Here is a 25,196-nt window from a genome sequence, read left to right as displayed (position 1 = left end):
ACTATTCAAGCGTAGAAATTCTCCCATGAATAGTCGCTTCATCACGTTCGAGACTGTATCAGAACCAATCGATCCGGATGTGGAGCAGTTGACGGTAAAGCCTTTATTTGCGCGAATCGTCGGCGCCCTTGAGGCGAAGGGTGTCGAATTCATCGAGCCTCCTGCGGAGTGGGACTCCTATGGATGGTATGCAGACTATCAGGTTGGTTCGGCGAACTTGACCTGCATGATGCAGAGATCGGACGCCTGGCTAATCCTCATAAGCAGCAACCGCAGCTTGATGGATCGACTGAAGGGCCGGCACTACAATCGCGAACTCGATGAGTTCTCTGGTTTGGTGGTCTCAACTGTTCAAGAGACGACAGGGGTTCCGGTGAAACTGTTCAATTCTGAAGCAGAATTCCGGGCCGGCTAAGCGACAATTCCCGACCGTCTGCATGGGAAACCAGAGCTCGAAATAGCGGACTCAGCCTGACTTTCTCAACCCACGAATGCCCGTTCGATCACGAACTGGCCGGGCTTGTTGTTCGCGCCCTCTTCGAAGCCGCGCGTTTCGAGGTCGGCGGCGTGATCCTTGATCATCGCCATCGATCCGCACAGCATCACGCGATCGTCTTCGGGCACGAATTTCTGCGGCCCCTTGCTGTCCTTGAACAGGTCGCCGCTGTCGATCAGCGTCTGGATGCGGCCGGTGGTGCGGAACGCCTCGCGGGTGACGGTGGGCACATAGATGAACCGCGCGCGGTCCTCGTCCTCGAGCAGCGGATCGCCTTCGAGCTTGCTTTCAAGGAGGTCGCGATAGGCGAGCTCCTCGACATGCCGCACCGAGTGGACGACGATCACTTCGTCGAACATGCCGTAGACTTCGGGATCGCGGACGAGGCTCATGAACGGCGCGAGGCCGGTGCCGGTCGAAAGCATGAAGAGCCGTTTGCCCGGCAGCAATGCATCGGTGACAAGCGTACCGGTCGGCTTCTTGCCGAGATAGATGGGATCGCCGGGCTGGATATACTGCAGCCGCGAGGTCAGCGGGCCGTCCTGCACCTTGATCGACAGGAATTCGAGCTCCTCGGCATAGCTTGGGCTCGCCATCGAATAGGCGCGCAGCAACGGCTTGCCGTTATCGCCCGGCAGCCCGATCATGACGAATTCGCCCGAGCGGAAGCGGAAGCTCGGCGGGCGGGTGATCTTCAGGGTGAACAGGCTGTCGGTCCAGTGGTGGACATAGGTGACGGTTTCGACCGAAAGTGCGCCGCTTTCCTGGAACTGGTCACGATCGATGATAGGCTGGTTCAAAACGGGCCTCTGAAATGCTGCTGGGGCCGCAATCGCGCGGCGTGAACGAAGGCGCAAATGGACGTTTCGCGCCCGCGCATCAAGGTAGTTTAGTGATAAGGGGTGAAAGGGGCGCTTGGCCCCGCCCCGATCACTCGCCCTTGCTGCCCAGCGCCAGTTCAACCTTGGAGGCTTGTGCGGAAACCTGTCCGGCAGGGGCCGGGTCGGCGGGCGGAACGGGCGCGTCGGCGGGCCATAGCGCGATCAGCGTGTCGAGTTCGGCGCGCACGGTTTCGCCCTTCGAACCCTCAATCCCCTCGGCGATCTGGCGCGCGACCGTGGCGAAGCCCCACGCGTCCTGGTACTCGGCCGGGTCGGTGACGGTCCCATCCGTCACCGCCGCGCCGTATTCTTCGCGCGCGACGCCCATGAGGTAGGTGATAAGCGTCGCCGGATCGCCTCCGGCCTGCTCACGCATCGCCGCGAGATTGGCCTGCGCGGCCTCCAGTTGCGGCTCGATTTCGCTCGCGGGCTTGCCCTCTTCGAGCGCCTTCGCAACCGCTTCGAACACCGCAGGCTCGAACCCGAGCGCTTCGAGACCCGCGCGCTCGTCGGCGTGGGTTTCGTCGACCGGATGCGAAAGGTGCGGCGCGGCAGCCTCGCTTTCGCCTGCACGGTAAAGCGCGATGCCCGCCTCTGTGTGTCCCGACATGAAGGCCAGTCGCTGCTCGACGGGAAGCGCGCCGCCTTCGCCGCCCTCGCCCTCGCCTGCTTCACCCGCTTCACCCGCTTCGCCAGCGATCGCGCTTTCTCCGCCTTCGCCGCCCTCGCCACCTTCTCCGGCGCATCCGGCAAGTCCGGCGCCGGCCAGCGCGGTTGCGAGGCCAAGGCCGGTCCATGTCTTCAGTGTCGATTTCATCGCGTCGTCATCCCGTTTCAGAGTTCGATCTTACAGTTTAGGCGCTTGCAGGCGTGATTCAATTGAGCCAGACCTCGCTGCCATCATGATCCTGTCGATAGCCGCCATTTCCGATCCCGATACGCTCGCCGACATCGGCCGGCGGCTCGAAACGCTGAACTGGCGCGATGGACGCGCGACCGCCGGAGCGCAGGCGGCAAAGGTCAAGCGCAACGAACAGGCAGTGATGACGAGCGAGGAAGGCCGGGCGCTCGGCAACATCCTGCTCCCGCTGATCGCGGACAACCCGGTCGTGAATGCTGCCGCGAGGCCGAGGCGATTTTCGGCGCTGACGATCAGCCGCACGGCGGATGCCGGGCACTACGGCGCGCATGTCGACAACGCGCTGATGGGCAGCGGCAGCGCACGGATGCGCACCGACCTGTCCTTCACGCTGTTCCTCGGCGACCTGGCCGATTACGACGGCGGGGAGCTTTCGATCCATCACGCGGGCGTGACCCAAGAGGTGCGCGGCGCGGCGGGCGAACTGGTGCTCTACCCTTCGACCAGCGTGCACGAAGTGCGACCGGTTACGCGCGGCCAACGGATCGTGTGCGTCGGCTGGATCGAAAGCCTGATCGCCGATCCGGCCCGGCGCGAACTGCTGTTCGATCTCGAAAACCTGCGTGCCTCGCTGCGGCAGAAGGAAACCACCGGTCCGCAGGAGTTGCTCACGCTCGACAAGAGCATCGCCAACCTCCTGCGGATGTGGGCCCATCCCTAACCTCTAGTTCCAGCCCGCGCGGTCGAAGATCTCGACCGCTTTCGCCTGGTTCCTTCCGATTTCCGCGGCGTTGAGCGTGTCGGGCTTGAAGCTGCCCAGTTGCTCGACCGCCGAATTGGCTTCGAGACTGCCCACTGCCGGATATTCGTTGTTGCCGTCCGCGAAATAGCGCTGCGCGCTTTCCGAGGTGAGATATTCAAGAAATTGGATCGCATTGGCGCGGTTGGGTGCAGTCTTCACGACCCCCGCCCCGCTGATGTTGACATGCGCTCCGCTGCCGTCCTGATTGGGGAAGATCACCCCGATCTTGTCGAACATCGCGCGCTCGTCCTCGTCGCCTCCGGCATAGCGGGCGAGATAGTACGTGTTCACCACCGCGATCCGGCACTGGCCTGCGGCGACGGCTTCGATCTGGGCGGTGTCGTTTCCTTGCGGCCGCCGCGCGAAGTTGGCGACCACGCCTTCGGCCCATGCCTGCGCCGCTTCTTCGCCGCGATTGGCGATGATGCTGGAAAGCAGCGAGATGTTGTAAATGTTCGAAGACGAACGGATGCAGATGTCACCCCGGAAGGCGGGATCTGCGAGATCGGCGTAGGATTCCAGCCCCTCGGGTTCGCCAGCATCCTTGTTGTAGATGATGACCCGCGCGCGGGTCGAAAGCCCGAACCACAAGCCGTCGGGATGGCGCAGGTAGATCGGAAGCCGCTCGGCCAGGACATTGCTTTGGACCGGCGAGAGGATGCCCGCCTCTTCGGCGCGCCACAGCCGCCCGGCATCGACCGTGATCAGCAGGTCCGCGGGAGAGAATTCGCCTTCGCTGCGGATGCGCTCGATCAGAGCGTCGGCATCGGCTTCGATCAGGTTGACTGCGATACCGGTCTGCTCGGTGAAGTCTTCGTAAAGCGCGAGGTCGGTATCGTAATGGCGCGAGGAATAGAGATTGACCTCGCCTGCATCGGCCTTTGCGCCATCTTCGGTATCGGCTCCGGGCGAACACGCCGCCACGGCAATCGCCAGCAGGCCGCCGATAAGTCGCTTGTACATGAATGTCCTTCCAATCAGTTCTTGCGACTGATTATCATTATAATTTAGGGGTGCAAGGACTAAGTCGGGGCAAAGGCGCGCACGCTCGCTGCGTGCGGCATGGCCCGGTATCGCTCGCCGGGCGCAACCGGCGCGGAGGTTTCGATAGTGATTTCCAGACCTTGCCCGGCATTGAGCAGGACGCGGTGTCCCTCGCCGAGAGGCTGGATATCACGCACGGGCAATCCGTCGGGATCGGGGTGGAGATCGATGCGATCGGCGGAAACGAGCAGTTCGAGCTTCGGCGACTCGGGCAGGTCCCCCGCGATGCAAGCGCGGGGCCAGGTGCCGAACGCGGTTTGCAAGTCGTCGCCTGCCCGCTCGGCCGGGACGATTTGCGAGCCGCGGAAGATAGCGCCCACCGATGCGGTTGCGGGCGCATCGTGCAATTCCGCCGGCGTGCCGAACTGGACGATGCGTCCTGCTTCCATCACCGCGATCCGATCGGCGATGTCGAGCGCTTCGGACGGATCGTGGGTGACGAGCAGCGCGGTCGCGCCGCGCTCGCGCAGCAGGATGCGGCAATCGCGCCGCAGCCGCCGCCGCAGAACGATATCGACGCTCGCGAAGGGTTCGTCCATCAGCAGCACCTGCGGACCGGGTGCCATCGCGCGGGCAAGCGCGGCGCGCTGCTGTTGTCCGCCCGAAAGCTCATGCGGATATCGCCCGCCCAGCCCTGCGAGCCCGACCTGTTCGAGCCAGCTTTCGGCCCTGTCCCGCTCGCCGCGCGGCAGGCCGAAACCGACATTCTGCGCCAGCGTCATGTGCGGGAACAGCGCGCCGTCCTGGAAGACGAGGCCGACCGGTCGCTTCTCGGGCGGCGGATTGCGTGACGGGTCGGCGAGGATATCGCCGCCGAGATGGATGCTGCCCTGCTGCACTTCGAGCAATCCCGCTGCCAGATTGAGCAAGGTTGACTTTCCGCAGCCCGACGCGCCAAGCAGGCAGGTGATCTCCCCCTCGGCAGCGGCAAGACTCACGTCCTCCAATGCGCGCAGGCGATTGCTCCCTTGGCCGTAATCATGGGCAATATGACGAAATTCGAGGCTCAACGCGCAGGTCCGGGCTTTAAAGGAAACGGGGTGTGGTGAGCCGCCTTACTAAGATTGAGTCGCAAGTGGCAAGCGAACTCGGCGCGGCCTCGCGCGGCGGGCGTATCGACGGCTGGCTGGTCGCTGCTCTGGCTATCGCCGCGCTGGCCGGCCTGCCGATCCTCGCAGTCCTCGCTTCCGCTCCGAGCGGCGGGTTGGACGCGATCCTGCATCTCGCGAGCACGGTGCTGCCGCGATACACCGCCAACACCGCCCTGCTGATGCTGCTCGCGGGCGGCCTGGCAGGGCTGGTCGGGACGGGCTGCGCGTGGCTCGTCACCGCCGCCGAGTTTCCCGGGCGGCGGGTGCTAAGCTGGGCGCTGGTCCTCCCGCTCGCGGTTCCAGCCTATATCGCCGCCTACATCTACGCCGATCTGCTCGACTTCGGTGGTCCGGTGCAATCGGGCCTGCGCATGGTGACCGGGTGGGAGGCAGGGGAGTACTGGTTCCCGCAGATACGCTCGCTCTATGGCGGGGCCTTCGTCCTCGGCATCGTGCTCTATCCCTATGTCTACCTGCTTGCCCGCGCCGCCTTTGCGGCGCAGTCGCGCGCCCAGTTCAAGGCCGCGCGCAGCCTCGGCGCCGCTCCGGGCAGAGCCTTCACCCGCGTTGCGCTTCCCGCCGCACGGCCTGCGATTGCAGGCGGGCTCGCGCTGGTGCTGATGGAGGTGCTCGCCGATTTCGGGGTGGCCGACTATTTCGCGATTCCGACTTTCAGCACCGGCATTTTCCGCAGCTGGCTGCTGATGGGTGACAAGCTCGCCGCCATGAAGCTCGCAGCGATGATGCTGGTCTTCGTCATCGCGCTGATCGCGCTCGAGATGCGCACCCGCAAGGGCCGCAGCGACAGCCGCGACGGGCTGGCGGCGGGCGCGGGAGAACCGCTGGTCCGCTTGACGCCGGCGGGCAAGCTGCTCGCTTTCCTCGCGTGCCTCCTGCCGGTGTTGCTCGGCTTCGTCCTGCCCGCAGCCTATCTGGGCTGGCTCGCATCCGGGGATGCGGCGATCGCTGCGATCGGAGATCTGTGGACCTATGCCAGCGGGAGCCTGTGGCTGGGCCTCGCGACCTCGCTGACCTGTCTCGTCACCGCCCTCCTGCTCGTCTTCGCCAAGGCGCGTACCGACACCCGCATCGTCGGCGGAGCGATCCGGGTTGCGACGCTCGGCTACGCATTGCCCGGAGCGCTGCTGGCAGTCGGCCTGCTCGCACCGCTCGGCGCTTTCGACGTCGCGCTCACCCGCTTCGCCCGCGACAGTCTAGGCTATGGCGGCGGGCTGCTACTCACGGGCACAAGCTTGATCCTCATCTATGCGCTTTCGGTGCGGTTCCTCACCGTGGCCTACAATTCGGTCGATGGCGGCATGTCGAAGATCCCGCGCAACCTCGATGCCGCCGCCCGTTCGCTCGGCGCGGAGCCCAGACGCGTGCTCACCCGCATCTATATTCCCCTGCTCCGCCCCAGCCTGCTGGCCGCCGCCGCGCTGGTGTTCATCGACACGGTCCGCGAATTGCCCGCGACGCTGATCCTGCGCCCGTTCAACCTCGAAACGCTCGCCACGCGCACCTATCGCCTCGCCAGCGACGAGCGGCTGGTCGAAGCCTCGATCCCCGCGCTGATCCTGCTTGCTGCGGGTCTGCTCCCGGTCCTGCTGCTCAATCGCCTCGACCGGCAAAAAGTGTCAGGATGAATTGTCACTAGCGCTTGTCCAAACGCAGCCTAGCGTTCACAAGGACGCGTAATGGCACGGTTTCCCTTTTCCGCAATCGTCGGTCAGGACGAGATGAAGCAAGCGCTGCTGATTGCAGCGATCGACCCTAGCATTGGCGGCGTGATGGTGTTCGGCGATCGCGGCACCGGCAAATCGACCGCCGCGCGCGCGCTCGCAGGGCTGCTACCGCCGATCAGCGCGGTCGAGGATTGCCGCTATGGCTGCGAGGGCGACCAGAAGGGCACCTGCCCCGATCCGTGCACTTCGGGCCGCGTCCGCAAGCGCACCGTCCCGTTCGTCGACATGCCGCTGGGCGCGACCGAGGACCGCGTGATCGGCTCGCTCGACCTCGAACGCGCGCTGCGGGCGGGAGAGAAGGCGTTCGAGCCGGGCCTGCTTGCCAAGGCGCATCGCGGGTTCCTCTATATCGACGAGATCAACCTGCTCGAGGATCACCTCGTCGACCTGCTGCTCGATGTCGCGGCGTCGGGCGAGAATGTGGTCGAGCGCGAGGGACTGTCGGTCCGACACCGCGCGAAATTCGTGCTGATCGGCAGCGGCAACCCGGAGGAAGGCGAACTGCGCCCGCAATTGCTCGACCGCTTCGGCCTGTCGGTCGAAGTCAAAACGCCCGAGGCGATCGAGACGCGGGTCGAGATCATGCGGCTCGTCGCAGAGAACGAGCGCGACCCGGAAGGCTTCGCGACGAAATGGGCGAAGGAGGACGAGAAAATCCTCAAGCAGGTCGCGCGCGGCAAGGCGAAGCTCGCCAAGCTCGAACCCGGCGACGACGTGCTCACCGATGCCGCCGAACTGTGCCTCGCTGTCGGTGCAGACGGCCTGCGCGGCGAACTCACGCTGATGCGCGCCGCGCGGGCGCTCGCGGCGCTCAAGGGCGCGCGCTCGGTCAAGCGCGAGCACCTGATCGCGGTCGCGCCTTCGGCGCTGCGCCACCGCCTGCGCCGCGACGTGCTCGACGAGACCGGATCGACCGTGCGCATCACCCGCGCCATCGACGAATTGTTCGGATAATGCCGGGCGATCTGCCCGACCCCATCCACGACGCCGTTCTCGCGGCCAAGCTCTTCACCCTCTCGCCGCAGACCTTCGGCGGGATCGTGCTGCGCGGCAGCGGTCCTTCGCGCGATGCAGTCGTGGCGGCGATCGCCGACGCGATGCCCACGCGGCGCCTGCCCGGCCATATCGACGATGAACGCCTGCTCGGCGGGATCGATCTTGCCGCGAGCCTGACCGCGGGGCGCCCGGTGCAGCAATCGGGCCTGATCGAGGAGGCCAAGGGCGGCGCGCTGCAGGTGCCGATGGCCGAACGGCTGGGAGATGCGATTTCAGGGCGACTGGCGCAGGCAATGGATGCTGGCGATGCCACGCTGGTGCTGCTCGACGACAGCACCGAGACCGAGGATACGCCGCCAGCCAGCCTGATGGAGCGCTGCGCCTTTCACTGCGACCTGTCGGGCTCACGACAATGGGAGGTGGATTGGCCGAAAGGCAAATCGGCCCCGGTTTCACCGCTCGGCGACGAGGCGATGCATGCCCTCGCCGCGACCGCCGCCGCGCTCGGCGTCCGGTCGCTCCGCGCGCTGCTGTTCGCAGGAGAGGCGGCGCGAGCGCATGCGGCTTTGAACGCTCGGCGGGAAATCGAGGATGTCGACCTGGCCGCCGCCGCGCGACTGGTGCTCGCGCCCAGGGCCACGCAATTGCCGCCGGTCGAACAGGACGAAGCGCAGGAGCCTCCGCCAGAGCAGCCGCAGGATGGCGAGAGCGACCCCTCGGATGCCGAGCAGCAGCGGCCGGACCAGCCGCTCGAGGAAATGCTGGTCGAAGCCGCCGCCGCTTCCATCCCTGCCGACCTGCTGGCGCATCTTGCGCAAGGGAAGGCTCCGCGCCGCTCGGGCGGGTCCGGTTCGGGGCAGAAGCGGAAATCGGGCCTGCGCGGAAAGCCGCTCGGCGCACGTCCCGGCATGCCGCGCGGAGGTGCCCGGCTTGCGCTGATCGACACGCTCCGCGCCGCCGTGCCGTGGCAGGCAGTGCGTCGCAGAGAGCAGCCCGGTGCCAGCGAAACAGCCATCCTCACCCGCAAGGACGACCTGCGGGTCCGCCGGTTCGAGGAAAAGGCCGCGCGGGTCACGATCTTCGCGGTCGATGCCAGCGGGTCCGCCGCCGCCGCGCGCCTCGCCGAAGCCAAGGGCGCGGTCGAACTGATGCTCGCGCAGGCCTATGTCACCCGCTCCGAAGTCGCGCTGATCGCGTTTCGCGGCGAGAGCGCCGAACTGTTGCTTCCGCCGACCCGCTCGCTCACCCGCGCCCGCCGCGCGCTGTCGGAATTGCCCGGAGGAGGCGGGACCCCGTTGGCACTCGGCCTCAACGCGGCGCGGGAAACCGCCGAAGCGGTGATCGCGCGCGGACGCACCGCAAGCCTCGTGATCCTCACCGATGGCAGGGCCAATATTGACGCCGCGGGCAAACCGGGCCGCAAGCAGGCGGGCGAAGACGCCGAAGCGTCGGCCAAGGCTATCGCCCGCGCCGATGGCGGGAGGGGCATCGATGCGCTGGTGATCGACATCTCCGCCCGTGCCACACCCGAAGCCGCCGCGCTTGCCGAAACGATGCAGGCGCGCTTTCTCGCCCTGCCCCGCGCCGATGCAAAGACGCTGCACAAGGCGATCTCCGCCGCCGATCCGTCGAAGGTCGCGGCATGAGCCGCGCGCTCGCCTGGGAGCGCGAGGGGCTGATCTGGCCGCACCGCGAGGCGAGCGCGTTTATCCGCGCTGGCGGGGCCCGCTGGCATGTCCAGCGGATGGGCGATCCCGCCAAACCGCCGCTGCTGTTGCTGCACGGAACCGGTGCATCGGTGCATTCGTGGCGTCACCTGATGCCGCTGCTTGCCGAGACGCACCACGTGCTCGCGCCCGACCTTCCGCGCCACGCCTTCACCACCGGACACCCGCCCGAGGACACCAGCCTGCCGCGCATGGCGACCGCGATCGCGCGGCTGCTTGCAACGCTGGATTTCGAGCCCGAGGCGATCGTCGGCCATTCGGCGGGCGCGGCATTGGCGCTGCAACTGGCGCTCGATCACGGGTTCACCGGGCCGATCATCGGCCTCAATTCGGCGCTACGGCCCTTCCCCGGGCTTGCCGCGCAGCTCTTCCCGGCGGTCGCGAAGCTGCTGTTCGTCAATCCGTTTGTCCCGCGCCTGTTTTCGGGAATGGCGGCGATCTCGGGCGATACCGACCGCTTCCTGCGCAAGGCGACCGGCTCGCACATCGATGCCGAGGGCATGGCCTGTTACGAAGCGTTGCTGAGCAATTCGCGCCACACCAAGGGCGCGCTCGCGATGATGGCCAACTGGGATCTGCCGAGGCTGCAAACGCGCATGCGCAACGTCTCCAATCCGGTGCTGTTGGTCCACTCGGACAAGGACGCGGCGATCCCGCTTGAATGGGCGCGCGAGGCGCAAGGATGGATTCCGGGTGCGGAGCTTGAGGTGATCGAAAAGCTCGGTCACCTGGCGCATGAAGAGGCACCCGAGGCAGTCCACGCATTCGTCGCCGAATTTCTCGCAGCGCACGCAATGGCAAAGACCGCATAAGGGGGCGCGCGATGGACGGAAATTTCGGCTGGATCGAAATCGTGATCTTCTATGGCGTCGCGATCGGCTTCGGCGTGTGGCAGTGGTGGAAGATGGACCGCGACCTCAAGCAGATCCGCAAGGACAAGGCCGACGCGAAGGACGAGAAAACCGAAGACTAGCGGCGCTGACCTAGCTCTTCTGTCGCGGCATCCGGTAAGGCAGCATGAACTGCACCAGCGGCGAGGCGAACCGGCGCATGTCGAGGCTTTCCTGTACCGACACCACATCCTCTCCATAGAGGCGGCTCGATAGCTCGGCGCGCGAATAGAACGGCGTATCCTCCCACTCCCGGGCGACTTCCGCGACCCCGATATCCGACCGGGTGCGCCGCTCGATCCGCCAATTGCTGCGCGGGAGGTGGGCGACATCGGGGAGATCGGCCTCTTCGGGAATGCCATCGGCGCCGAAACGGATTGCGCTTGCGAAGACCGATCCGTCGCCGCGCTCACCTTCGTAGCAGACCACAGCGCCGCGCTTCATGTGCGCGCGCGACCAGTGCCAGGTTCGGAAGCCTTCTTCGAGCGGTTCGGAACCGCGATTGTGATCGAAATACCCCTTGCCGCTCCATGAGATGCCCGGTTCGTCCATGGCGACTTCGATCCGCGCGCGCGGGGCCATGCAATGCCAGATGTGGTTCTCCGCCGGGTCGAGCGCGAAGCTCGCGGGATTGAGCGCCTCGGGGATGACCCGCACTTTGCCGCGCACCGGGCGGCGAAAGGGATTGAACAGCCGCTTGTCGCGCTCCTCGATCGTGATTTCGAGCGCGTCGCCCTTCCATTCGACCTGGCTCGGGCCGATGCGCAGGTTGGAAACCTCGCGCTCGACACTGCCGCGCGGCCGCTCGGTCATCGCCCAGCGCGCCTTCGGACCGTAGAGCGCGACGTTGAGGCAGGCGTGATTGAGCGGATCGCCGCGACCGCTCTTCTTGTAATAGGGCGAGAACACGCTGCCCAGAAAGACGATGATCGTCAGCCCGTGCTGCCCGTCTTCGCTGATCGCATCGATGTACCACCAGGTATAGCCGCCGGGAGGAATCGCCGCATCGAAGCGAGGTCCCGTTCGATCGTTCGCGCTGCCAGAAGTCCGGACAAGGCTGCCATCGGGACTCCGGCCGCTGGGTGCGTCGCTCCCCCCGCGCAATACAGCCCCGGTATCCGCGTCTTCGGCCCCTGTCGCAGGAAGGAGGCCGCCCAGCCGTGCGATGCTCTGCCATAAAGGGCGCCGCCGGTCGCCGGGAACAGCTGTTCCCAATCCTCGGGCGTCGCCAGCTGGTGCGGCATCGGGTCCTCGAGCGTCAGGCCGCATCGATCGAGCGTTCTCCTCATGGCGCGATTGCATGTCTCGATCTCCTCGGTGGTGTAGTGGTGGGTGTCGCCATTGGCGGGGGCGTTGACGATCATCTGGATGCGCTCGCGCCGGCCCGGACCGATCGCCGTGGTGGCATTGTAGTCTGCGCTGCGATCCTGTGCGCACAGGTAAACCGTTGGGTCGGCGGGTGGTTTTCCCGCGCGGATGTCTTCGAACTCGCGAGCGTAATCGGGCGAGAAGAAGACGTTGTGATGGGTAAGGTCGAACCCGCCGGTACCGCCGGGATTTGTTTCGGCGTGGGCGAACCACACGAAAGCAGACAGCGAGCGCTTCTCCCTGGGCATGCGAGCGACCGAGCGCGCGGCCTGCTCGCCGAACTTCCCTTCGGTCAGCGCCGCCGGATCGGCGTTGGAAATAACGATGTCGGCACCGATGGTGTCGCCGTTGGTGAGGCGCACTCCGCTCGCACGGCGGTTTTCGGTGAGAATCTGAGCGGCGGCGGTGCCGGTGCGGAACTTGACGCTCTTGGTCTCCGCCAGCTTGCGGAGCGCACGCGCGAGCGCGCTGATTCCGCCATCGATCAGCCATACCCCGCGCGCTTCGGTATGCGCGATCAGCATCAGCGTCGCGGGAGCCTGGAACGGATCGGAGCCGCAATAGGTCGCGTATCGTCCGAAGAGTTGCTGCAGGCGCGGATCGGCGAAATGCTCGCCCAGCGCTTTCCAGAGGTTGTCGAACGGGCGCATCGCCAGCGCGTCGCCGATGCGGTGCAGGCCGATGCGCCACATCATCGGGAACGGCGTGTAGCTCTTGTCGCCGCGCAGGAAGGGCTCGTCGAGCACTTCGTAGATGCGCCGCGCTTCGGCCCGGAAGGCGCGGAATCCCGCAGCGGCCTTGGCCCCGGCGAAATCGCCGATCGCTTCCTCGCTGCGCAGCGGATCGGCGAACAGGTCCAGATGACCGCTGTCATCCCAGGCGTGGCGCGCGATGACTTCGGCCTGCCGGACTTTGATGTGGTCGTCGAGCCGTTCACCGCAGGCATTGAAGATCTGGTCGAACACATCGCGCATGGTGAAGACGGTCGGCCCCGCCTCGACCGGCTGGCCATCGACCTCGACATGGCGCGCCTTGCCGCCGACGTCAGCTTCCTTCTCGATAACGGTGACGTCGTGACCGCGCGCGGCGAGCATGACGGCGCTGGCAAGCCCGCCCATCCCTGCTCCGATAATCGCGATCCTCTCGCCCAAAGCTCTCCCCCGCCACCAACGCGACTCCGGTCGCGCAAACGGACATTATGATTGACCTATCCCTATCATCTGTCCAATCGTTTGGACATATGGGATGTCAATTCGAACAAATATGACCGGCAAGCCGCCCCTCAAGGTGCGCTGGATCGCGCGTCGCAACGCGATCTTTGCAAGCCCGCGGTTCCAATATTGGGCGGCGCGAATCCCTTTCATCAAATCGGTCGCACGCACGCGCGCGACGCAGATGTTCGATCATCTCGTGGGCTTTTCCTATTCGCAGGTGCTGCGCGCGGCGGTGGAAAGCGGGCTGCTCGATATCCTTGCCGACGGTCCGGTTGGCGTGTCGCATGTCGCCGCCACAACCGACCTTAGCGAAGAGGCAGCCCTGCGGCTTCTGCGGGCCGCCCGCGCGCTCGATCTCGCCGAGGAAGCGCAACCCGATGGCTGGATGCTCGGCCAGCAGGGAGCGGTGCTGCAGGCCGATCCCGGCACGCAGGCGATGATCCGGCACCACCGGCTGCTCTATTCCGATCTCGAGGACACGATGGGCCTGCTGCGCCGCGACCGGAAGGAGCCGACCGCGCTCTCGCGCTATTGGTCCTATGCCGGAGCGCTCCACGGCGCGGCCGAACGCGGAACCGAGACGCAGGAGTATTCCGAGCTGATGGCCGCCTCGCAGCGTTTCGTAGCCGACGAGGTGCTCGGCGCGTTCCGCTTTCCGAAGCACGGCAGGCTGCTCGATGTCGGCGGCGGGCATGGCGCGTTCCTGCGGCGCGTGGGCGCGGCCTATCCCGAGATCGGGCTTGGCCTGTTCGACCTGCCCGAAGTTGTGGATAGCGCGCGCGGTGCACTCGGGAAGGCGGTCGGCGGCGAACGTCTGCAATGTCATCCCGGCAACTTCTTCGAGGATCCGATCCCGCAAGGGTACGATCTCGTCTCGCTGGTGCGAATCCTGCACGATCACGACGACGATCCGGCGATGGCGCTGCTCCGCAATATCCGCGCCAGCCTCGCACCCGGAGCGCGTCTGCTGATCGCCGAGCCGATGGCCGGAATCCCCGGGGCGGAGCCGATGGGAGACGCCTTCTTCGGGCTCTACCTCTGGGCGATGGGATCGGGCCGGCCGCGCACGCCAGACGAGATTCAGGACATGCTCCACAGAGCCGGATTTTCGCGGACGCGGATTGTCCCGACTGCGCAACCGGTCATCGCCAGCTGCATTGTCGCCTCAGCCTGACGATTACCCTGTCCGCTTTGTTTGACACTTGGTGTTGTAAGGCGTAGCACACACAAAGAGAGAGCGCCTCCTGCCACGGCACGAGTCGCGAGAACAACGCGGTATGGGATCGCCGCAAAGGGGGAAGCCGCAGAGGATGCAATCACTGGCTGTCTTACTCGAGGGACCGGAGCGCCTGGCGCTTCGGGAGCTTGAGTTGACGCCTGCGGGCGCAAGCGATGTCGTGATCGACGTCGCGTGGAGCGGCGTTTCTTCCGGAACCGAAAAACTGTTGTGGACCGGGCGGATGCCCGATTTCCCGGGCATGGGCTATCCGCTGGTGCCCGGTTACGAATCCATCGGACGCATCGTCGATGCCGGCGCGGAAGCGCGGGAGCGGATCGGCGATTGGGTCTTCGTTCCCGGTGCCAATTGCTACACCGATGCGCGCGGCCTGTTCGGCGGAACGTCGAGCCGCCTGATCGTGCCTTCGGCGCGGGCGATTCCCGTGCCCGAGAGAATCGGAGAAGCCGGTGTGCTCTGCGCATTGGCTGCAACCGCGCTCCACGCAATCAATGGCGGAACGGCTCCCGACCTTGTCATCGGGCACGGGGTCCTCGGCCGCTTGCTCGCCCGCCTTGCGATCGCCACCGGCGCACCGGCACCCACGGTCTGGGAAACCAGCGCCGCCCGCAGCGATGGCGCTGAGGGATACAGGGTGCTTTCGCCCGAGCTGGACGACCGCCGCGACTACACCTCGATCTACGATGCAAGCGGCGATGCGGGCATTATCGATGCTGCCGTGCCGCATCTTGCCAAAGGCGGGGAAATCACGCTCGCCGGGTTCTATTCCGAGCGGGTCGGTTTCACCTTTCCGCCAGCCTTCATGAAGGAGGCGCGCCTGCGCGTCGCTGCCGAGTGGCAGCCGCAGGATCTCACGCAAACACTGGAGCTGATCGAAGCTGGCAAGCTCGACCTGTCCGGACTGGTCACCGACCGGAGCCCGGCGGAGCGCGCATGCGAGGCCTATCCGCAGGCCTTCAGCAATCCCGATTGTCTCAAGATGGTTCTCGATTGGAGCAACGCCGAATGACGATGTTAGACGCCGACACCGCCCTGCGCGAAGAGGCCTCGATCGAGCCCGATCCGGTGCATACCGGCGAGGTGACCAAGGAAACGCAGGTCATCGCGATCTATGGCAAGGGCGGTAGCGGCAAGAGCTTCGCGCTCTCCAATCTCAGCTACATGATGGCGCAGCAGGGCAAGCGCGTGTTGCTGATCGGTTGCGATCCGAAAAGCGACACCACCAGCCTGCTGTTCGGTGGCAAGTCCTGCCCGACGATCATCGAGACTTCCTCGAAGAAGAAACTCGCGGGCGAAGACGTTACGATCGAAGACGTGTGCTTCCAGCGCGACGGCGTGTTCGCAATGGAGCTCGGCGGCCCCGAGGTCGGTCGCGGCTGCGGTGGACGCGGCATTATCCACGGCTTCGAACTGCTCGAGAAGCTCGGCTTCCACGAATGGGGCTTCGACTACGTCCTGCTCGACTTCCTCGGCGATGTGGTGTGTGGCGGGTTCGGCCTGCCGATCGCGCGCGACATGTGCCAGAAGGTGATCGTGGTCGGATCGAACGACCTTCAATCGCTCTACGTGGCCAACAATGTCTGCCATGCGGTCGAATATTTCCGCAAGATGGGCGGCAATGTCGGCGTTGCCGGCATGATCGTGAACAAGGACGATGGCACCGGCGAAGCGCATGCTTTCGCGGAGGCTGTCGGCATCCCGGTTCTCACCGCGATCCCTGCGGACGAGGATATCCGCCGCAAGAGCGCCAACTACCAGATCATCGGCAAGCCCGGCGGCGAATGGGCCAGCCTGTTCGAAACGCTGGCGACCAATGTCGCAGGCGCACCGCCGCTGCAGCCGGCCCCGCTCGATCAGGACGGCCTGCTGAATCTGTTCTCACCGGAAGACACCGGGCGCGACATCGAACTCATCCCCGCCACCCAGGCCGACATGCGCGGCGGAGTGTTCGAAGAAAAACCGTCGCTCGAAGTGATTTACGACGAGGTTTGATTGACTGATCTGACTGCCTCGGACGCGGAACGCACCCCCGACACGCTGGACCTCAGTGCCCCAAGAGACGTGGGCGAAGGCGGCTGTGCGAGCGGCGACACCATGCGTGATGCCGCACGCAAGGCCGGAAAGTCGGACGTGCTCGACCAATACGCTGCGGACTACCCGGTCGGGCCACACGACCAGCCGCAAAGCATGTGCCCGGCCTTCGGCAGCTTGCGCGTCGGACTTCGCATGAAACGCACCGCAACCGTGCTCTCGGGCTCGGCCTGCTGCGTCTACGGCCTCACCTTCACTTCGCATTTCTACGGCGCCCGGCGGACGGTGGGCTATGTGCCGTTCTCTTCCGAAACGCTGGTCACCGGCAAGCTGTTCGAGGATATCAAGGAAGCGGTCGAGGATCTCGCCGATCCGAAGGATTACGACGCGATCGTCGTCACCAACCTGTGCGTTCCCACCGCGAGCGGCGTGCCGCTGAGGCTGCTCAAGAAACAGATCAACGGCGTTCGGATCATCGGCATCGATGTGCCGGGCTTCGGCATTCCGACCCATGCCGAAGCGAAAGACGTGCTCGCGGGTGCCATGCTCAAATATGCGCGCGAGGAAGTTGCCGCCGGACCGGTCGCCGCTCCGAAAGAGCGTACCGACAAGCCGACCGTTACGCTGCTTGGCGAGATGTTCCCCGCCGATCCGGTGGTGATCGGGCAGCTGCTCGAACCGCTCGGCCTCGCAGCAGGACCTGTCGTCCCGACCCGCGAATGGCGCGAGCTCTATTCGGCACTCGATTGTTCGCTCGTTGCCGCGATCCATCCGTTCTACACCGCCAGCGTCCGCGAATTCGAAGCCGCCGGTCGCCCTGTGATCGGCTCGGCTCCCGTCGGCGTCGATGGCACGGTCGCCTGGTTGCAGAGCATCGGCGATACGCTCGGCCTGCCGCAAGACAAGGTCGACGGCGTCAAGAATGCCATGACTGGCGCCATCACCGGCGCGCTCGCGAAAATGCCGATCAAGGGCCGGATAACCGTGTCGGGCTATGAAGGCTCCGAACTGCTGGTTGCCCGCCTGCTGGTCGAAAGCGGCGCGGACGTGCCCTATGTCGGCTCCGCCTGCCCGCGCACCAAATGGTCGGACGCCGACCGCGAATGGCTCGAAGCCAAGGGCGTGCGGGTCAATTTCCGCGCCAGCCTCGAAGACGATATCGCCGCGGTCGAGGAATTCCGCCCCGACCTCGCCGTCGGAACCACTCCGGTGGTCCAGCACGCCAAGGCCAAGGCAATCCCCGCGCTCTATTTCACCAACCTCATCTCGGCGCGTCCGCTGATGGGGCCCGCCGGCGCCGGCAGCCTCGCGACCGTGATCAACGCCGCGATCGGCAACAAGGCGCGGTTCGACAATATGCGCGACTTCTTCGAAGGGGTCGGCACCGAGCATGCTGCGGGGGTGTGGGAAGACACGCCGGTCGACCGGCCGAAATTCCGCAAGAAATATGCGGCCCTCAACGAAGCGGCGCGCAAGGCGGCCGAGGCGGTGGGCACATGACGCTTGTCCTCGATCACGACCGCGCCGGCGGATATTGGGGTGCGACCTACGTCTTCACCGCGGTGAAGGGCCTGCAGGTCATCATCGATGGTCCGGTCGGGTGCGAGAACCTGCCGGTAACCAGTGTCCTGCACTACACCGATGCCCTGCCCCCGCACGAATTGCCGATCGTGGTCACCGGCCTTGGCGAAGAAGAACTCGGCAAGACCGGTACCGAAGGCGCGATGAAGCGCGCCTGGGAAACGCTCGACCCCGAACTGCCCGCGGTGGTGGTCACCGGATCGATCGCCGAAATGATCGGCGGCGGCGTCACGCCTGAAGGCACCAACATCAAGCGCTTCCTGCCGCGCACGATCGACGAGGACCAGTGGCAGAGCGCCGACCGTGCGTTGACCTGGCTGTGGACCGAATTCGGCCCGAAAAAGGCTCCCAAGCCCAAAGCCCGCAAGGAAGGCGACAAGCCGGTCGTCAACATCATCGGCCCGTCCTACGGCATGTTCAACATGCCCAGCGATCTCGCCGAGATCCGCCGCCTGGTCGAAGGGATCGGCGCGGAAATCGGCGTGGTGTTCCCCTTGGGCTGCCATCTCGCGGACATCCGCCAGCTCGGCACTGCCGACGCCAATGTCTGCATGTATCGCGAGTTCGGGCGCAACCTGTGCGAGACGCTCGAGCGGCCATACTTCCAGGCACCGGTCGGGCTCACCAGCACCACCAAGTTCCTGCGCGCGCTCGGCGAAGAACTGGGGCTCGACCCCGAACCCTTCATCGAGCGCGAGAAGCACACCACGATCAAGCCGCTGTGGGACCTGTGGCGCTCGGTCACGCAGGACTTTTTCGGCACCGCCAATTTCGGGATCGTCGCCAACGCAACCTATGCGCGCGGCATCCGCCACTTCCTTGAAGAAGACATGGGCCTCCCCTGCGTCTTTGCCTTCAGCCGCGAAGCCGGCGTGAAGCCGAAGAACGACGAGGTGCGCGCAGCGATCCACACGACTTCGCCGCTGGTGGTGTTCGGCAGCTACAACGAACGGATGTACATGGCCGAGACCGGCGGTGCCGGCCACGGCCCGTCGGCGCAGTTCATCCCGGCCAGCTTCCCGGGCGCTGCGATCCGCCGCCACACCGGCACGCCCTTCATGGGCTATTCGGGCGCGACCTACCTCGTCCAGGAAGTGTGCAACGCGCTGTTCGATGCGCTGTTCCACATCCTGCCGCTGGGCACCGACATGGACCGGGCCGAAGCCACACCGGCGCGCGAAAAGACCGAAATTTCGTGGGACGAAGCCGCCAAGGCCAAGCTCGACCGGCTGGTCGAAGCGCAGCCCGTGCTTATCCGCATTTCCGCCGCCAAGCGCCTGCGCGACGCGGCCGAGACCACCGCGCGCCAGCGCGGCCTCGAAGCAGTCACGCCCGACTGTCTCGATTCACACTTTTCTGGGGCGCAGCTCGAGGAGGAGACCGCATGACGATCCTCCTTCCGGCAGCGCCCGGCATCCGAACAGCCTGCATCACAGGCTCAACAAATCCACGTGGGGGATCACGCGGGGATGCCGACGGAGGCTTCGGCCTCCACTCCAACCAACGAATACGGAGACATACCAATGAATGATCCGGAACGTATTGGGACTCACCTTACGCCTGAAGAGGCGAAGGAGATCCACAAAGGGTTCATGAGCACGTTCACCTTCTATGTGGTGATCGCGCTTGTAGCGCATGCGCTGGTCTGGGCCGACAAGCCCTGGTTCCCAATCTAGTCCACTGCACAATCCGCCGGTGATCGCAGACTTGTCCGCGCCATCCGGCTGAAAACTGCAACCGAAAACCACAAAGGAATTTCACCATGTGGAGTATTTGGCTTCATTTTGACGTGCGCCGCGTTCTCGTGGCCCTGCATGTCGGCCTGGCTGTCCTGGCCTTCACGATTCACTTCATCCTGCTCAGCACGGATCGCTACAACTGGCTCGATGGTTCGACCACTGGCGCTCCGGCCGCTGCTGCCGTGATTGAATCGTCGGAAGCTCCGGCGGCCACCTGACGGCAACCAAAGATGCGAGGGGGCAGGTTCGCCTGCCTGCCTCCTACTTCTTTCCGGTAACTCAATTGACCCGCCTTTGAGGCGGGAAGGATGGACCTATGGCGCTCCTTAGTTTCGAGCGGAAATACCGCGTGCGCGGTGGCACATTGATCGGCGGCGACCTATTCGATTTCTGGGTCGGGCCGTTTTATGTCGGATTCTTTGGGGTCACAGCAGCAATCAGCGCGCTTCTAGGAACGATGCTGATCTTCGCTGCGGCCATTGAAGGGCCGACCTTGAACCCCTGGCTGATCGATATCCAACCACCACCTATCGAATATGGCCTCTCGCTGGCCCCGCTTTCCGAAGGCGGATACTGGCAAATCATAACCTGCTGCGCTGTCGTGGCGTTCGTCTCCTGGGTTTTCAGGCAGGCGGAAATCTCGCGCAAGCTTGGGATGAGCTATCACGTCCCGATCGCATTCAGCTTCGCCGTCTTCGCCTACGTCACTCTGGTCGTGATCCGGCCGCTGTGGATGGGCGCATGGGGGCACGGCTTCCCATACGGCATCTGGTCGCACCTCGATTGGGTGTCGAACACGGGCTATATGTATGCGAACTTCCACTACAACCCGGTGCACATGCTCGCGATCGCGTTCTTCTTCACGAACTGCCTCGCGCTCGCCCTGCACGGCGGCCTGGTGCTCTCGGCGGTCAACCCGACCAAGGGGACCGACGTCAAATCGCCGGAATACGAAGACACCTATTTCCGCGACTTCATCGGCTATTCGGTCGGCACGCTCGGCATCCACCGCGTGGGCCTCTTCCTGGCGCTCAGCGCCGGGTTCTGGAGCGCCATCTGCATCGTGATTTCAGGAACCCTTTATGTCGGCAGCTGGCCGGAATTCTGGGACTTCTGGAAGAAGATCCCGATCTGGTCCTGAGGAGAACCTGAATCATGGCGACATATCAAAACATCTTCACCCAGATCCAGGTAAAGGGGCCGCCCGAAATGGGCGTCCCGCATCTCGACGGAAGCGAGCCTCGGATCAACGCCACCGGCTACAGCTACTGGATGGGCAAGATCGGGCAGGCCCAGCTCGGCCCGCTCTATCTCGGCTGGCTGGGGACCATCTCGCTCGCCTTCGGCGGGCTGGCGATCCTGATCATCGGATTCAACTTTTGGGAACAGGTCAACTGGAGCCCGCAGGGATTCATCCGCGAACTGTTCTGGCTTTCGCTCGACCCGCCGGGCCCTGAATACGGGTTCAGTCCGTTCGTGCCCTTGTGGGAAGGCGGCTGGTTCATCCTGACCGGCGCGTTCCTGACCATATCGGTGCTGTGCTGGCTGGCGCGGACCTATTACCGGGCCAAGGCGCTCGGCATGGGGCTGCACATCTTCTGGGCGTTTGCGAGCGCGATCTGGCTGTTCCTAGTGCTGGGCTTCATCCGCCCGCTGCTGCTGGGCAGCTGGTCGGAGGCGGTGCCCTACGGCATCTTCTCGCACCTTGACTGGACCAACAACTTCTCGCTGATCCACGGCAACCTGTTCTACAATCCGTTCCACGCGCTCTCGATCGTCTTCCTTTACGGGTCGGCGGTGCTGTTCGCGATGCACGGGGCGACGATCCTTGCGGTGGGCCGCTATGGCGGCGAGCGCGAGATCGAGCAGATTACCGATCGCGGCACGGCGTCCGAACGTGCAGGCCTGTTCTGGCGCTGGACCATGGGCTTCAACGCCACGATGGAATCGATCCACCGCTGGGCGTGGTGGTTCGCGGTGCTGACCACCCTCACCGGGGGTATCGGCATCCTGCTTTCGGGAACCGTGGTCGATAACTGGTATGTGTGGGCGCAGGAGCATCACTACGCTCCCAGCTAAGCGTCCGGGAACAGGGTAGAGCGGGATCATCGAACACGCTCTACCCGTCGGCATTGATGAAAAGCCCGGCCTCGCGAATTGCGGCGCCGGGCTTTTCCATTTGGGGGCAGGCGAACTCGCGTAAGCTCGGCTCTTGTCTGAGAGTGGGTGGGAAACTGTCAATCAGGATGACAGCTCGAGAGCCGGATCGTCCGTGTCAGGCTGTGCTCGAAGCACGATCGACGATGCGGAAAGTCGCAGCGCCCTTGGCAATCGTTTGGCCATCAGCCTCGATCCTTGCATCGGCAAAAGCGAGCGTGCGTCCAAGCTTTGCCGACATTGCACGCACCTCGAGCCACTGACCGATCCGGCCCACCGAGAGGAAGTCCACCGACAGGCCGACAGTCAGTGCCGAACAGCGCTCCATCTGCATCACACAGGCAAGCCCCATCGCATTGTCGGCAAGCGTCGAGATCACCCCGCCGTGCAGCAGCCCGCGCGCATTGCAATGCGTAGCGGAGATCCTCAATCCAAGGCTGAGCGCAGTCCCATCCCGCTTGATGAATAGCGGCTCCCACGGATCGGTAACCGGGCTCTTGCGGAAGTGCGGCTCGAAGCCGGGCGGGACGGGATCGCTGTCCGGCATCATCGTTTCCCGACGAAGTCGAGGATCGCTGCCAGAACCTGATCGGGCGCTTCAAGTTCGGGCGTGTGGCCGAGGTCGTCGAAGGTCACGGTCTGCACGCCTTCATAAAGCCGCGCGAGCGAATGTGCGTTACTCGCCGGGTGCGAGCCATCGGCCGCGCCCCAGATCGAAAGGATCGGCTGCGCGGGCCGGGGCAGTTCGCCCTGCTGCTTCATGTAGATCTGAAAGGCGCTCGCCAGCGACCACAGAGCACCATGCCGAAAAGAGCGCTCGGCGCAGGCGCAGAAATGCGGGATCTGCTGCTTGCGCCCGACCGAGAGGCCATACCACTGCGGCATGCGCTTGGGGGCCATCCGAGCCATGGCGAGCTGGCCCACGATCGGCCGCGCGAGAATGCCCTTGGGATCGCGCCCCGCCTTCCAGATCGCGAAAGCCTCCGTTCCGCCAGCCTGCACGAGGGCGAGGTGCGAGGCGAGTTCGGGCATTCGGCCTGCGATATCGAGCGCGGCGAGGCTCGCGGCGCAGGAGAAGGCGAGAATGCTCCCCGTGCCGGCCACATCGCGCAGGAAGGCGGCCAGATCGTCATTGGTCTCGCGGAACCCGAAAGCATAATCGGCCGTGGTGGCGGAGAAGCCCATCGCCGGCAGCTCGACCACAATCACGCGGAAGTGCGCGGAGAAGGCCTCGACCAGCGGACCATAGACTTCGATCGTCATCGGCGGATCGCAGGTAAATACGATCGTGCGCCCGCTGCCAGCTTCGAGATAGCGATATTGCACCTTGACGGTGCGATGGAATTTGACCTGCGGCGTGGCCGTCGCGGGCCAGCCGCTGCGGAAGCGGGCCATCCTGGATGAGCCGCCCCAGGTCTCGATCCGCGCTCCGAGCCGAGCAAGGAGCCCCGTCATGCCGACACCTCTGCCCGCGCGGCCCGCGATAGGAAAAGCGCGGCGACAAGCGGAATCGCGGCGATGGCATGCGCCAGCCGGAATCCAGCAGTTCGCATACTGCGAAACCCTTGCGTCGGTGTGGCCATCCTTGCCTCTCTCTCCCGTCCCGATGGCCGAGCGTTAGGCGATTGCCAGCCGTCCAACATCTTGCGATATCGCAAATTAATCTTCCGTTTGCGCAAAAGGATATGGCCATGCCTCTCGATCCGCAGGACCTCGGCGATCTTATCGCGATCCGTGACGCGGGCACGCTGAGCGCGGCAGCCAAGGCGCGCGGGGTCGCGGTGTCGACCGTGTCGCGACGGATCGAGACGCTGGAGACGGCGCTCGGTCTGCCACTGGTTGACAGACGCACCGACGGTGTGCGGCTGACCGGCGCAGGCCTCGCGATCGCCGAGGCGGCCTCACCGATCGCCGAGCAGATGCGCCGTGTGGAGCGGGTGGCGGAGAGCCTCAGACAAGGGAGCAAGACGGTTCCGGTGCGTATCTCGGCGGTCGAGTTCGTGATCTCGGATATCCTCGCCCCGGCGCTCGACCGGCTGTGGATGATGGGTGCGGATTTTCCGGTCCAACTCCAGTCGCAGGCCGATGTGGTGAGCCTGGCCGCACGCGATGCCGATCTGGCGATCCGCATGGTGCGCCCCGAAGGTGCGAGCCTTTATGCGCGCAAGCTCGCCGACATCCGGCTCGGGCTGTTCGCTTCGGCCGATTACCTCGCGGGCAGGGACCCCGCTGCGATCGACCTGAAGGCAGAGCGGCTGCTGATTTACGACGACAGTTACGGCCGTCTTCCCGAGCTGGCCTGGGTCACGCGCGACGGGCTTGCGGACGCGGTTGCGATGCGCACCGGCAGCACGCGCGGGCTCTTGGCCGCAGCGCTGGCAGGTGCGGGCATTGCCCTTCTGCCCGTGCCCTTCGCTCTTCGCGCTGGCGGGTTGATCGAGATCCCGCCGCCCTCGGCTTTGCCGAGCCGGCAGCCTTGGCTGATCGTCCACCGCGATTTGCGGGGCCTGCCTGCAATCAGGCTCGCGCAGAAGTGGGTCGCGCTAGCCTTCGCCAGCCTGCGTTGATCGAGAAGGTTGGAAATCAGCGTTCCTGCGCCAGCCGCCAACGCAAATCCATCAGGTGCAGCGGCAGCGAGAGCGCGAGCGGGATCGCGATCCAGTACCACTCGGCGCCCACCAGTGCCGCTCTCAGGCCGAGGACGATGAAAACCGCCGGGCCCAGCAGTCCCGCGATCTCGCCGCCGCGCCAGCCGCGCGACGTGAGCCACACAGCTTCTACGAGGAGGACGAGGAGAATGAGGTCGGCGGCGTGACCCGATTGGAAGAACCAGGCCGCGGCGTCCATGTCAGCCGAACGGGCCGTTCAGCTGGATCACTTCCCAGTTGAGCGCGCCGGCGATCGTCACCCAGATGAGGTACGGGACCAGCAGCACGCTCGCGAGCCGCGAGAAGCGGCCGCAATAGACGATCAGCAGCACGATCGAGAGCCATAGCGCGACCAGCTCGAACATCGCCCAGTCGGGGCGCTGAAGGCGAAAAAACAGCAGGCTCCAGGTGATATTAAGGAAGGCGTTCAAGGCGAACAGGCTGATCACCCACTGCGCCTGCACCGACGTCTTTGCAGCGCGCCACGCGGTGATTCCCGAGACTGTGATGAGTGCGTAGACGAGCGTCCACACCATTGGAAACGCCACGTCGGGCGGATTCCAGCCGGGCTTTTGCAGGTTCTGATACCACGGGCCGAGGTCGGTGATCGTCGCGCCGAGCGAGGCAACGATGATCGCCGCGAAAGTCGCGATCGTCACCGGCAGGATCAGGCTACCCCTCATGGCGTAG

At 65.1% G+C, this 25,196-nt stretch carries 27 protein-coding genes; 17 read left to right on the top strand and 10 right to left on the bottom strand.

The features are described 5' to 3' along the window. The first annotated feature begins 25 nt into the window (after positions 1-25). Positions 26-415 (top strand): hypothetical protein, encoded by a 390-nt coding sequence (locus tag ACI5KX_RS05360; protein WP_406809648.1) that lies wholly within the window; start codon positions 26-28, stop codon positions 413-415. Between the two features lie 65 nt (positions 416-480). Here the strand turns inward: ACI5KX_RS05360 and ACI5KX_RS05355 are convergent, their stop codons facing one another. Both ACI5KX_RS05355 and ACI5KX_RS05350 read right to left on the bottom strand, forming a co-directional pair. Continuing rightward, the gene (locus ACI5KX_RS05355; protein ID WP_406809647.1) at positions 481-1,296 is read right to left on the bottom strand and encodes a ferredoxin--NADP reductase; all 816 of its coding nucleotides are present in this window, start codon (positions 1,294-1,296) and stop codon (positions 481-483) included. A gap of 130 nt (positions 1,297-1,426) precedes the next feature. Then, a complete protein-coding gene (locus ACI5KX_RS05350; RefSeq protein WP_406809646.1) occupies positions 1,427-2,194 on the bottom strand; it encodes a hypothetical protein in 768 nt (255 codons plus the stop codon). Positions 2,195-2,279: 85 nt separating this feature from the next. On the opposite strand from ACI5KX_RS05350, the gene ACI5KX_RS05345 reads away from it, so the two are divergent. Beyond that, positions 2,280-2,957 (top strand): Fe2+-dependent dioxygenase, encoded by a 678-nt coding sequence (locus tag ACI5KX_RS05345; protein WP_406809645.1) that lies wholly within the window; start codon positions 2,280-2,282, stop codon positions 2,955-2,957. Between the two features lie 3 nt (positions 2,958-2,960). Here the strand turns inward: ACI5KX_RS05345 and ACI5KX_RS05340 are convergent, their stop codons facing one another. Further along, a complete protein-coding gene (locus ACI5KX_RS05340; protein WP_406809644.1) occupies positions 2,961-4,001 on the bottom strand; it encodes a Fe(3+) ABC transporter substrate-binding protein in 1,041 nt (346 codons plus the stop codon). A 59-nt stretch (positions 4,002-4,060) separates the two neighbouring features. Then, complete coding sequence (locus tag ACI5KX_RS05335) at positions 4,061-5,020, bottom strand: ABC transporter ATP-binding protein (RefSeq protein WP_406809643.1); 960 nt, start codon at positions 5,018-5,020, stop codon at positions 4,061-4,063. A 107-nt stretch (positions 5,021-5,127) separates the two neighbouring features. On the opposite strand from ACI5KX_RS05335, the gene ACI5KX_RS05330 reads away from it, so the two are divergent. From ACI5KX_RS05330 to ACI5KX_RS05310, 5 genes are read left to right on the top strand one after another with little or no spacing between them, the layout of a single operon-like run. Then, the gene (locus ACI5KX_RS05330; RefSeq protein WP_406809642.1) at positions 5,128-6,819 is read left to right on the top strand and encodes an ABC transporter permease; all 1,692 of its coding nucleotides are present in this window, start codon (positions 5,128-5,130) and stop codon (positions 6,817-6,819) included. A gap of 51 nt (positions 6,820-6,870) precedes the next feature. Continuing rightward, on the top strand, positions 6,871-7,872 hold the full coding sequence (locus ACI5KX_RS05325) for an ATP-binding protein (protein ID WP_406809641.1): 1,002 nt from the start codon (positions 6,871-6,873) through the stop codon (positions 7,870-7,872). Further along, positions 7,872-9,560, top strand: a complete 1,689-nt coding sequence (locus ACI5KX_RS05320) for a magnesium chelatase subunit D (protein ID WP_406809640.1) — start codon at positions 7,872-7,874, stop codon at positions 9,558-9,560. The genes ACI5KX_RS05325 and ACI5KX_RS05320 overlap by 1 nt, the downstream gene beginning before the upstream one ends. Further along, the gene (gene bchO / locus ACI5KX_RS05315; RefSeq protein ID WP_406809639.1) at positions 9,557-10,453 is read left to right on the top strand and encodes an alpha/beta fold hydrolase BchO; all 897 of its coding nucleotides are present in this window, start codon (positions 9,557-9,559) and stop codon (positions 10,451-10,453) included. Before ACI5KX_RS05320 ends, bchO begins: the two co-directional genes overlap by 4 nt. A gap of 11 nt (positions 10,454-10,464) precedes the next feature. After that, on the top strand, positions 10,465-10,614 hold the full coding sequence (locus ACI5KX_RS05310; RefSeq protein ID WP_406809638.1) for a hypothetical protein: 150 nt from the start codon (positions 10,465-10,467) through the stop codon (positions 10,612-10,614). Between the two features lie 10 nt (positions 10,615-10,624). Here ACI5KX_RS05310 and ACI5KX_RS05305 read toward each other — a convergent pair whose 3' ends face one another. Both ACI5KX_RS05305 and crtD read right to left on the bottom strand, forming a co-directional pair. Further along, positions 10,625-11,440, bottom strand: a complete 816-nt coding sequence (locus ACI5KX_RS05305) for a hydroxyneurosporene dehydrogenase (RefSeq protein WP_406809637.1) — start codon at positions 11,438-11,440, stop codon at positions 10,625-10,627. Positions 11,441-11,463: 23 nt separating this feature from the next. Further along, on the bottom strand, positions 11,464-13,050 hold the full coding sequence (gene crtD / locus ACI5KX_RS05300) for a 1-hydroxycarotenoid 3,4-desaturase CrtD (RefSeq protein ID WP_406809636.1): 1,587 nt from the start codon (positions 13,048-13,050) through the stop codon (positions 11,464-11,466). A 112-nt stretch (positions 13,051-13,162) separates the two neighbouring features. Here crtD and ACI5KX_RS05295 point away from each other — a divergent pair, with 112 nt between their 5' ends. From ACI5KX_RS05295 to pufM, 9 genes are all read left to right on the top strand, one after another. Beyond that, positions 13,163-14,287: a methyltransferase gene (locus tag ACI5KX_RS05295; RefSeq protein ID WP_406809635.1), complete on the top strand. Its 1,125-nt coding sequence runs from the start codon at positions 13,163-13,165 to the stop codon at positions 14,285-14,287. Between the two features lie 136 nt (positions 14,288-14,423). Next, positions 14,424-15,359, top strand: a complete 936-nt coding sequence (gene bchC, locus ACI5KX_RS05290; protein ID WP_406809634.1) for a chlorophyll synthesis pathway protein BchC — start codon at positions 14,424-14,426, stop codon at positions 15,357-15,359. Then, positions 15,356-16,342 (top strand): chlorophyllide a reductase iron protein subunit X, encoded by a 987-nt coding sequence (locus ACI5KX_RS05285; RefSeq protein ID WP_406809633.1) that lies wholly within the window; start codon positions 15,356-15,358, stop codon positions 16,340-16,342. Before bchC ends, ACI5KX_RS05285 begins: the two co-directional genes overlap by 4 nt. 102 nt (positions 16,343-16,444) lie before the next feature. Further along, entirely contained in the window at positions 16,445-17,881 is a 1,437-nt protein-coding gene (gene bchY / locus ACI5KX_RS05280) for a chlorophyllide a reductase subunit Y (RefSeq protein WP_406811321.1), read from the top strand. Next, positions 17,878-19,350, top strand: coding sequence for a chlorophyllide a reductase subunit Z (bchZ, locus tag ACI5KX_RS05275; protein ID WP_406809632.1), 1,473 nt, complete (start codon positions 17,878-17,880; stop codon positions 19,348-19,350). Before bchY ends, bchZ begins: the two co-directional genes overlap by 4 nt. A gap of 135 nt (positions 19,351-19,485) precedes the next feature. Further along, positions 19,486-19,638, top strand: coding sequence for a light-harvesting antenna LH1, beta subunit (gene pufB / locus ACI5KX_RS05270; RefSeq protein ID WP_406809631.1), 153 nt, complete (start codon positions 19,486-19,488; stop codon positions 19,636-19,638). Between the two features lie 86 nt (positions 19,639-19,724). Next, positions 19,725-19,919 carry a light-harvesting antenna LH1, alpha subunit gene (gene pufA, locus ACI5KX_RS05265; RefSeq protein WP_406809630.1) on the top strand — a complete coding sequence of 65 codons (195 nt, stop codon included), beginning with the start codon at positions 19,725-19,727 and terminating at the stop codon, positions 19,917-19,919. Positions 19,920-20,017: 98 nt separating this feature from the next. Continuing rightward, the gene (gene pufL / locus ACI5KX_RS05260; protein WP_406809629.1) at positions 20,018-20,842 is read left to right on the top strand and encodes a photosynthetic reaction center subunit L; all 825 of its coding nucleotides are present in this window, start codon (positions 20,018-20,020) and stop codon (positions 20,840-20,842) included. Between the two features lie 14 nt (positions 20,843-20,856). Further along, positions 20,857-21,780 (top strand): photosynthetic reaction center subunit M, encoded by a 924-nt coding sequence (gene pufM / locus ACI5KX_RS05255; RefSeq protein ID WP_406809628.1) that lies wholly within the window; start codon positions 20,857-20,859, stop codon positions 21,778-21,780. A 196-nt stretch (positions 21,781-21,976) separates the two neighbouring features. On the opposite strand, the gene ACI5KX_RS05250 is transcribed toward pufM, so the two are convergent. After that, on the bottom strand, positions 21,977-22,405 hold the full coding sequence (locus ACI5KX_RS05250; RefSeq protein ID WP_406809627.1) for a PaaI family thioesterase: 429 nt from the start codon (positions 22,403-22,405) through the stop codon (positions 21,977-21,979). Beyond that, complete coding sequence (locus ACI5KX_RS05245; protein WP_406809626.1) at positions 22,405-23,313, bottom strand: alpha/beta fold hydrolase; 909 nt, start codon at positions 23,311-23,313, stop codon at positions 22,405-22,407. Before ACI5KX_RS05245 ends, ACI5KX_RS05250 begins: the two co-directional genes overlap by 1 nt. A gap of 236 nt (positions 23,314-23,549) precedes the next feature. On the opposite strand from ACI5KX_RS05245, the gene ACI5KX_RS05240 reads away from it, so the two are divergent. Further along, complete coding sequence (locus ACI5KX_RS05240) at positions 23,550-24,425, top strand: LysR family transcriptional regulator (RefSeq protein ID WP_406809625.1); 876 nt, start codon at positions 23,550-23,552, stop codon at positions 24,423-24,425. A 16-nt stretch (positions 24,426-24,441) separates the two neighbouring features. Here the strand turns inward: ACI5KX_RS05240 and ACI5KX_RS05235 are convergent, their stop codons facing one another. Then, positions 24,442-24,705: a hypothetical protein gene (locus ACI5KX_RS05235; protein ID WP_406809624.1), complete on the bottom strand. Its 264-nt coding sequence runs from the start codon at positions 24,703-24,705 to the stop codon at positions 24,442-24,444. 1 nt (position 24,706) lies between these two features. Next, the gene (locus tag ACI5KX_RS05230; RefSeq protein ID WP_406809623.1) at positions 24,707-25,189 is read right to left on the bottom strand and encodes a TspO/MBR family protein; all 483 of its coding nucleotides are present in this window, start codon (positions 25,187-25,189) and stop codon (positions 24,707-24,709) included. Positions 25,190-25,196 lie beyond the last annotated feature (7 nt).

The organism is Erythrobacter sp. GH1-10 (assembly GCF_045363165.1).
In the GTDB taxonomy this organism is placed as follows: Bacteria; Pseudomonadota; Alphaproteobacteria; order Sphingomonadales; family Sphingomonadaceae; genus Erythrobacter.
This window is presented reverse-complemented; position numbering and strand designations above follow the sequence as displayed.

Bases quoted from the DNA above. Each gene is read 5' to 3' on its own strand.
- pufM (WP_406809628.1), top strand. From the start codon at position 20,857: ATGGCGACATATCAAAACATCTTCACCCAGATCCAGGTAAAGGGGCCG.
- bchC (WP_406809634.1), top strand. From the start codon at position 14,424: ATGCAATCACTGGCTGTCTTACTCGAGGGACCGGAGCGCCTGGCGCTT.
- ACI5KX_RS05245 (WP_406809626.1), bottom strand. From the start codon at position 23,313: ATGACGGGGCTCCTTGCTCGGCTCGGAGCGCGGATCGAGACCTGGGGC.
- ACI5KX_RS05285 (WP_406809633.1), top strand. From the start codon at position 15,356: ATGACGATGTTAGACGCCGACACCGCCCTGCGCGAAGAGGCCTCGATC.
- ACI5KX_RS05250 (WP_406809627.1), bottom strand. From the start codon at position 22,405: ATGCCGGACAGCGATCCCGTCCCGCCCGGCTTCGAGCCGCACTTCCGC.
- ACI5KX_RS05340 (WP_406809644.1), bottom strand. From the start codon at position 4,001: ATGTACAAGCGACTTATCGGCGGCCTGCTGGCGATTGCCGTGGCGGCG.
- ACI5KX_RS05345 (WP_406809645.1), top strand. From the start codon at position 2,280: ATGATCCTGTCGATAGCCGCCATTTCCGATCCCGATACGCTCGCCGAC.
- ACI5KX_RS05320 (WP_406809640.1), top strand. From the start codon at position 7,872: ATGCCGGGCGATCTGCCCGACCCCATCCACGACGCCGTTCTCGCGGCC.
- bchZ (WP_406809632.1), top strand. From the start codon at position 17,878: ATGACGCTTGTCCTCGATCACGACCGCGCCGGCGGATATTGGGGTGCG.
- bchO (WP_406809639.1), top strand. From the start codon at position 9,557: ATGAGCCGCGCGCTCGCCTGGGAGCGCGAGGGGCTGATCTGGCCGCAC.
- bchY (WP_406811321.1), top strand. From the start codon at position 16,445: ATGCGTGATGCCGCACGCAAGGCCGGAAAGTCGGACGTGCTCGACCAA.
- ACI5KX_RS05235 (WP_406809624.1), bottom strand. From the start codon at position 24,705: ATGGACGCCGCGGCCTGGTTCTTCCAATCGGGTCACGCCGCCGACCTC.
- pufA (WP_406809630.1), top strand. From the start codon at position 19,725: ATGTGGAGTATTTGGCTTCATTTTGACGTGCGCCGCGTTCTCGTGGCC.
- ACI5KX_RS05240 (WP_406809625.1), top strand. From the start codon at position 23,550: ATGCCTCTCGATCCGCAGGACCTCGGCGATCTTATCGCGATCCGTGAC.
- ACI5KX_RS05310 (WP_406809638.1), top strand. From the start codon at position 10,465: ATGGACGGAAATTTCGGCTGGATCGAAATCGTGATCTTCTATGGCGTC.
- pufB (WP_406809631.1), top strand. From the start codon at position 19,486: ATGAATGATCCGGAACGTATTGGGACTCACCTTACGCCTGAAGAGGCG.
- ACI5KX_RS05295 (WP_406809635.1), top strand. From the start codon at position 13,163: ATGACCGGCAAGCCGCCCCTCAAGGTGCGCTGGATCGCGCGTCGCAAC.
- pufL (WP_406809629.1), top strand. From the start codon at position 20,018: ATGGCGCTCCTTAGTTTCGAGCGGAAATACCGCGTGCGCGGTGGCACA.
- ACI5KX_RS05360 (WP_406809648.1), top strand. From the start codon at position 26: ATGAATAGTCGCTTCATCACGTTCGAGACTGTATCAGAACCAATCGAT.
- ACI5KX_RS05325 (WP_406809641.1), top strand. From the start codon at position 6,871: ATGGCACGGTTTCCCTTTTCCGCAATCGTCGGTCAGGACGAGATGAAG.
- ACI5KX_RS05230 (WP_406809623.1), bottom strand. From the start codon at position 25,189: ATGAGGGGTAGCCTGATCCTGCCGGTGACGATCGCGACTTTCGCGGCG.
- ACI5KX_RS05350 (WP_406809646.1), bottom strand. From the start codon at position 2,194: ATGAAATCGACACTGAAGACATGGACCGGCCTTGGCCTCGCAACCGCG.